This is a genomic window from Pseudomonas kitaguniensis (assembly GCF_009296165.1).
Lineage (GTDB): Bacteria > Pseudomonadota > Gammaproteobacteria > Pseudomonadales > Pseudomonadaceae > Aquipseudomonas > Aquipseudomonas kitaguniensis.
In genome coordinates this window covers 24,670-31,801 of the sequence record NZ_VUAZ01000047.1, presented here as the reverse complement: position 1 = coordinate 31,801, position 7,132 = coordinate 24,670, and the positions used below count along the sequence as shown (strand labels likewise).

The 7,132-nt window shown below is 59.5% G+C and carries 6 protein-coding genes and 1 pseudogene; all 7 read left to right on the top strand.

Annotation, left to right across the window (positions count from 1 at the left end; translation table 11 throughout):
- Positions 1 to 20: 20 nt before the first annotated feature.
- A complete protein-coding gene (locus tag F0169_RS09135; RefSeq protein ID WP_425274285.1) occupies positions 21 to 632 on the top strand; it encodes a methyl-accepting chemotaxis protein in 612 nt (203 codons plus the stop codon).
- Between the two features lie 78 nt (positions 633 to 710).
- Positions 711 to 1,157 (top strand): SRPBCC family protein, encoded by a 447-nt coding sequence (locus tag F0169_RS09130; RefSeq protein ID WP_058411138.1) that lies wholly within the window; start codon positions 711 to 713, stop codon positions 1,155 to 1,157.
- 338 nt (positions 1,158 to 1,495) lie between these two features.
- Complete coding sequence (locus F0169_RS09125; protein ID WP_152746309.1) at positions 1,496 to 1,945, top strand: YqaA family protein; 450 nt, start codon at positions 1,496 to 1,498, stop codon at positions 1,943 to 1,945.
- A gap of 98 nt (positions 1,946 to 2,043) precedes the next feature.
- Positions 2,044 to 3,057: an alpha/beta fold hydrolase gene (locus F0169_RS09120; protein ID WP_122250549.1), complete on the top strand. Its 1,014-nt coding sequence runs from the start codon at positions 2,044 to 2,046 to the stop codon at positions 3,055 to 3,057.
- Positions 3,058 to 3,160: 103 nt separating this feature from the next.
- Positions 3,161 to 4,174 (top strand): alpha/beta fold hydrolase, encoded by a 1,014-nt coding sequence (locus tag F0169_RS09115; protein WP_152746308.1) that lies wholly within the window; start codon positions 3,161 to 3,163, stop codon positions 4,172 to 4,174.
- Between the two features lie 26 nt (positions 4,175 to 4,200).
- Positions 4,201 to 5,153, top strand: a pseudogene (locus tag F0169_RS09110) (D-2-hydroxyacid dehydrogenase family protein).
- 421 nt (positions 5,154 to 5,574) lie between these two features.
- Positions 5,575 to 7,131 carry a glycogen synthase GlgA gene (gene glgA, locus F0169_RS09105; protein WP_152746307.1) on the top strand — a complete coding sequence of 519 codons (1,557 nt, stop codon included), beginning with the start codon at positions 5,575 to 5,577 and terminating at the stop codon, positions 7,129 to 7,131.
- The last annotated feature ends 1 nt before the right edge of the window (position 7,132 follow it).

The window sequence follows — 7,132 nt, the reverse complement described above, 5'->3', positions numbered from 1 at the left end:
GCCGACCGCTCGCGGGTGGTGTGGGTGAAGCGTCCAACAGCGTCAGCGCCTTGATCGGCGAAGTGGCCAGCGCCACCCACACCGTTGAAAACATGCGCCAGGACGCCGCGCGCATCACCGAAACCCTCGGTGTGATCGGCGCGATTGCCGGGCAAACCAACCTGCTGGCACTGAACGCGGCGATTGAAGCGGCGCGGGCGGGCGAGCAAGGCCGTGGTTTTGCGGTGGTCGCCGACGAAGTGCGCGCGCTGGCTGCGCGCACCCAAGCCAGCACCTCGCAGATCAACGAGATGCTCGCGCGCCTGACCACCGGCGTGAGTTCGTCGGTGGCGGCCATGGAAAACACCCAAGCCAGTTGCCAATCGGCGGCGGATGCCACGGCACGGGTTAATACCGGCCTGGATGAAATGGCGGGCTCGGTCAGCCATATCAACAACCTCAGCACGCAGATCGCCACAGCCGCCGAGCAGCAAAGTGCGGTGACCGAGGAGATCAACCGCAGCATGGTGCAAATCCGACATATGGTCGACGAGTTGGTGCAAAGCGGCCACACCACCCAAACCAATACGCAAAGCCTGTTGGATGCGAACGGCCGCGTGATTGCCCTGATGAGTCGTTTCAAGGTGCGCTGATAAGTGGCTGTGGCACTTCCGTGCAATGCGCGGGAGTGGGACTATTCTGAAAGTTCCGAGCCACACAGGAGGTGGGTCATGCACGCTGTCGAGCATTCAAGCCGCTTGGAGCGGATCAGCCAGGAGCGCTTTATCGAAGCGCCCCTGGAGGTTGTTTATGACTATGTGAGCCAGCCTGATCGTTGGCACGAGTGGCACCCTACGGCGCTCAGTGCCGACACCGGCGGGTCATTGCAAGCCGGTACACGTTTCAACGGGGTTATCGACTTGCTCGGTGTGCGTGTACCCATGAGTTATCGCGTGCAGGTGGCGTGTCGGCCTGGTGAGTTCAAGAGCGTGTTTACTTCGTTGGTGGTGGATGGCTCGGTGCACTATTTTTTGCAAGCGCATCGCGGTGGTACGTTGTTTAAACGTGTATTGACGTATGAGACCGAGCTGCAACTTGCAACGCTTCATCAGCGCATGCTTGAGCTGTCCAATGTGGCGCTGGACCAGCTTAAGCAGCGGCTGGAAACGGGTCTTTAGAGTCGGTACACCGAGCCAAAATTGTGGGAGCGGGCTTGCTCGCGATGCAGTCAACTCAGTGTGACTGATACTCCGAGGTGCCTGCATCGCGAGCAAGCCCGCTCCCACACATGAAGTTTTGGACCCTTTCAGAAGTGACTCGCCATCAGTAATAACTCCAAAGCTGAGACCCACAAAAGCGCGTAGATGCCTGTGCTACGATGCGGCCGTCACCATCCCCCCCTGCCTGATCGCGAGCCCCCATGAAAACCCCGTTGCGACTAGCCCTGCTGTTTGCCTTGCTCACCCCTGCCCTTGCGCTGATCGCCATGCCGGGCATGCACCCGGTGCATTGATTGATGCTCGCCGGTTACCTGGGGCTGTTTTTCGCCGCCTTCGGCGCCGCCACGTTGTTGCCGATGCAATCGGAAGCGGTGCTGGTGGGCTTGTTGATCAGCGGGCATTACAGCCTGTGGCCGTTGCTCGCAATCGCCACCGTCGGCAACGTGCTGGGCTCGGTGGTCAATTGGTGGCTGGGGCGCTCGGTTGAACGCTTTAAAACGCGGCGCTGGTTTCCGGTCAGCCCCCGACACCTGGAAAAGGCCAGCCGCCACTACCAACGCTGGGGGCATTGGTCGTTGTTGCTTAGTTGGGTGCCGATCATCGGCGACCCACTGACACTGGTGGCGGGCGTCATGCGCGAGCCGTTCTGGCGGTTCCTGCTGTTGGTCAGCGTTGCAAAAGGCGCCCGATACGCGGTGCTGGCGCTGTTGACGCTGAGCCAGCTCCCCCACGCCCTGCAGGAATAATCCTTGTTTTCGCCGAGTTAGGCGCGCGCTTCATTCGCTTAATCCTCGATTAATGCCTGGCCCGAAGACTCCGATTTTTCCCTGCAGAGCCCCGCCCCATGCAAGCCACATGCACGCGCTTTCTCACCCCTTTATTACTCGCAGCGGCCATCACCGGCTGCGCTACCGCCAAAGAAACCACCTACGGCCCGCAGTTGCAGGGCTTCCAATACCCGTATCCGCTTGAGCAGTTCAAATTCTCGTCACAAGGCCAAGCGTTGCAAATGGGTTATATGGACGTGAAACCCAAGGGCACGCCGAATGGACGCAGTATCGTGCTGATGCACGGCAAAAATTTTTGCGGCGCCACCTGGGCAGGCTCGATCAAGGCCCTGAGCGACGCCGGTTACCGCGTGGTGGTGCCTGACCAGATCGGCTTCTGTACCTCCAGCAAGCCCGAAAGCTACCAGTACAGCTTCCAGCAACTGGCAATCAACACCCATCAACTGGTGGAAAAACTCGGGATTAAAAAGGCCACGCTGCTGGGGCATTCCACCGGCGGCATGCTCGCCACCCGCTACGCCTTGATGTATCCGGCGCAGACCGAACAACTGGCGATGGTCAACCCCGTTGGTTTGGAAGACTGGAAAGCCATGGGCGTTCCTTACCGCACGGTCGACCAGTGGGCGCAAGCCGATAGCCAATTGACCTACCAAAGCGTGCGCGACTATCAACAAGCCAACTACTACCTTGGACGCTGGGAACCTGCGCACGATCGTTGGGTAGACATGCTGGTAGGGCTGCACAACGGGCCAGGCCGGAAGGAAGTCGTGCGCAACTCGGCGTTGATCTGGGACATGATATTCACCCAGCCGGTGTACTACGAGTTCAAGGACTTGAAAATGTCCACCTTGCTGCTTATTGGCACCTCCGACACCATCGCGCTTAACAGCGACCTGGCGTCACCGCAAGTCAGGGCGAAAATCGGCAATTACGCAGAACTCGGCAAGCACGTGGCCAAGCTGATTCCCAACGCAACCCTGGTGGAATTCGCCAACCGGGGCCACTCGCCACAGCTCGAAGACCCTGACCAGTTCCACACGGCGTTGCTGCAAGGCTTGAAAGCCCTCTAGCCCGGTGAGTTACGGGGTGCCAGTGGCATGACTGCGCCGCCCCGTTAATCCTCACTTAATCGTTGCGCCACAGCATCCGGTCACTGCCTCCGGAGACTGACTCATGCCCCTGATCCGTTCACTGTGCGCCGCCAGCCTGCTGCTCGGCAGTGCCCTTCCCGCCTTCGCTGCCACCGAAAGCCCGGCCTACGGCCCTGAACTGCAAGGCTTTGAATACCCCTATCCGGTTGAGCACTTCAACTTCCAGTCGCAGGGCAAATCCCTGCAAATGGGTTACATGGACGTACCGGCCAAAGCCCCTGCCAACGGCCGCAGCGTGGTGCTGATGCACGGCAAAAACTTCTGCGGCGCGACCTGGGATCAATCGATAAAAGCCTTGAGCGACACGGGTTACAGGGTGATCGCAGCCGACCAGATCGGCTTTTGCACCTCCAGCAAGCCGGACCATTACCAGTACAGCTTCCAGCAACTGGCGATTAACACCCACCAGTTGCTGGATAAACTCGGCATTCAAAAAGCCACCCTCGTCGGCCACTCCACCGGCGGCATGCTCGCCACCCGTTACGCGCTGCTGTACCCGGCGCAAACCGAGCAACTGGCGCTGGTCAACCCGATAGGCCTGGAAGACTGGAAAGCCTTGGGCGTGCCGTACCTCAGTGTCGACCAATGGTATGAACGCGAGCTGAAAGTGAGCGCCGACGGCATCCGCAAGTACGAACTGAATACTTACTACGTCGGACGCTGGAAGCCCGAGTATGAGCGCTGGGTCGACATGCTCGCGGGCCTGAATAAAGGCCCGGGGCATACTCAGGTCGCCTGGAACTCGGCGTTGATTTACGACATGATCTTCACCCAGCCGGTGTACTACGAGTTCAAGGACTTGCAAATGCCGACCCTGCTGCTGATCGGCACCGCCGATACCACCGCCATCGGCCGTGATGTTGCGCCGCCCGAGGTCAAAGCCAAGCTGGGTAATTATGCGGTGTTGGGCAAGCAAGTGGCCAAGCTGATCCCGCACGCTACGCTGGTGGAATTCCCGGGCATGGGGCACGCGCCACAGATGGAAGATCCGGCCCAGTTTCACAAAGCGTTGTTGCAGGGTTTAAACGCCCTTTAAGTCAACTTTTATCGAGGCACTCGTGAATGTCGGTACAGATCGCAGTCATTGATGATTGGCAGAAGGTCGCCAGTGGCGTGGTGGACTGGTCGGCGCTGGCGTCCGTTGGCCAAGTGCATTTCCTGCACGATTACCCGGCGGACACGGCGTCAATGATCGAGCGTTTGCAGGCATTCACGGTTATTTGCCTGATGCGCGAACGCACCCTCTTCGACACAGCGCTGTTGCAGGGCTTGCCCAACCTCAAGCTGTTGGTGACCGGCGGCATGCGCAATGCCGCCATCGACATGGCGGCCGCCAAGGCGCTGGGCATTCAGGTGTGCGGCACCGACAGTTACAAGCAGGCGGCGCCGGAATTGACCTGGGCGTTAATCATGGCTTCAACGCGCAATTTGCTCGCCGAAGCCAACTCCCTGCGTGCCGGCAACTGGCAGGTTGGGCTGGGTGGCGACCTGTACGGCAAAACTCTGGGGGTGCTCGGCTTGGGCAGTATTGGCCAGAAGGTCGCGCAGTTCGCGCAGGTATTCGGCATGCGCGTGGTGGCCTGGAGCGAAAACCTCACGCCCGAACGTGCCGCCGCGTCGGGTGTGACCTGGGTCAGCAAGCGCGAGTTGTTCGAGCAGGCGGATATTCTCAGCGTGCACTTGGTACTCAGCGATCGCAGCCGCGGTTTGGTGGATGCCCAAGCGTTGAGCTGGATGAAACCCACTGCGCGCTTGGTCAACACGCGCGCGGGCCGATTGTGGATGAGCAGGCGCTGGTTCAGGCACTCGAAAGCGGACGCTTGGCCGGGGCTGCGCTGGACGTGTATAGCGAAGAGCCACTGCCGGCAGATCATCCGTTTCGGCGCTTGCCCAACGTGTTGGCCACCCCGCACGTGGGGTATGTCAGCGAACAGAATTACCGGCAGTTCTACCAGCAAATGATCGAAGATATTCAGGCATGGGCCAACGGTATGCCCATGCGCGTGCTTGGCTGACGCACCCATTCAGTGCATACGCACCACCTGCTGGCGGTTGCATCGCCCCGCTTTGAGTACTTTGCCGGCAAGCCCGGCTGCAGATTTTAAATTTGCATATGGTTACAAGTTTATTGTCCTACAAACCCCGGCAAAAACCCTACAGGCGCTGAGATCTGTCCTAGACTCATGAACCATGGGTCCGTTCCAAAACAAAAACCCCGCAAAAAATCTAAACTTTCCAACTCTGCCATAGGTCCAGTTTTAAGGGAGGCGAGCACGTGTCTAGCGAAATGCCCGTCCATCCAATCTATTTCTGCTTGCCGTGCAACTGGCATAAGCCTTGCCAGATCTGTACAGCGCTTGCGCGCCTGGCCGCAGGATGCGGTCATCGGAGCTAGTGGCAGCGGGCCATTAGCCCACCAAAACGTGGGAGAGCATTATGATCAGTGCCGCAGTAGATACTCAGGGAGAGCGTTTTAGTCAGCCGGTAGGGGGGCCTACGTCATTGGCCGACCTGCCCAACACTGTGCGGCCGATCGTGAGTCAGAATCCTAATCGCAAGAAAGTGCTGTTTGTTACCTCCGAATTCGCCGATCTGGTGAAAACCGGTGGCTTGGGCGACGTCTCCGCTGCCCTGCCCCGCGCCATGGCTCACCTGCACGATGTGCGGGTGCTGATCCCTGGCTATCCGCAGGTGATGGAAAGCGACAACCCGATTCATATCATCGGCGAGTTGGGCGGCCATGCCGCACTGCCGCCATGCAAGATCGGGCGCATGGACCTCAAGGACGGCCTGGTTATTTATGTGCTGATCTGCCCTGAGCTCTACGAGCGCGAAGGCACTCCTTATGGTGCCAATAACGGCCGCGACTGGCCGGACAACCATATTCGCTTCGCCCGCCTGGGCCTTGCCGCCGCCGACATGGCCGCCAACCTCGCCCAGATCCACTGGTGCCCGGACCTGGTGCACGCGCATGACTGGCCTGCTGGCCTGGCACCTGCCTATATGCACTGGCGTGGCTCACGCACTCCCACGCTGTTCACCATTCATAACCTCGCCTATCAAGGCGTGGTCAGTTTGGCGTCGACCCCTGAGCTGGGCATCCCGCCGCATGCCTTGCAACAAGAAGGCATGGAGTTCTACGGCAAGATGTCGTTCCTCAAGGCCGGCATGGCGTACTCCAGCCACATCACCACCGTGAGCGCGACCTATGCGCAGGAAATCACCACGCCGGAATTCGGATGCGGCCTTGATGGCTTTTTGGCCAGCAAGACCCAGCAAGGCCTGCTCAGTGGCATTCCCAACGGTATCGATGAGAGCTGGGAAACCTCTACCGACACGCACCTGACCCATAACTTCAATATCGGTGACTGGGAAGGCAAAGCCGTTAACGCCGCGCACGTTCGCGAGCTGTTCGGCCTGCATGACTCCAGCGGCCCTTTGTTTGCTGTGGTCTCGCGCCTGGTGTATCAAAAAGGCCTGGACCTGACTGAAGCCGTGGCCAGTTTTATTGTCGAGAACGGCGGCCAGATCGCCATTATCGGCCGTGGCGAACCGGAAGAAGAACACGCCATGCGTGAACTGGCGCTGCGGTTTCCCGGCCAGGTTGGCGTACGCATTGGCTTCAATGAGACCGATGCGCGGCGCATGTTCGCCGGCAGCGACTTCCTGCTGATGCCATCGCGCTATGAGCCTTGCGGCTTGAGCCAAATGTACGCGCAACGCTTCGGTTCGTTACCGATAGCGCGCAACACCGGGGGCCTGGCCGACACCATCGAGAATGGCGTGACCGGGTTCCTGTTCAATGAATCCACGGTGCAAAGCTACGAAGAAGCGCTGAGCCGCGCCTTCAGGGTGTTCGCCAACACCGGCCTGCTCAACGCCATGCGCTGCCGCGCCATGACCCAGCCTTTCAACTGGAGCCAAGCGGTGGAACCCTACGCTGAACTGTACGAACAGCTTGTGGCTAAAGCACTGGGGAAATCGGCTAAATAAT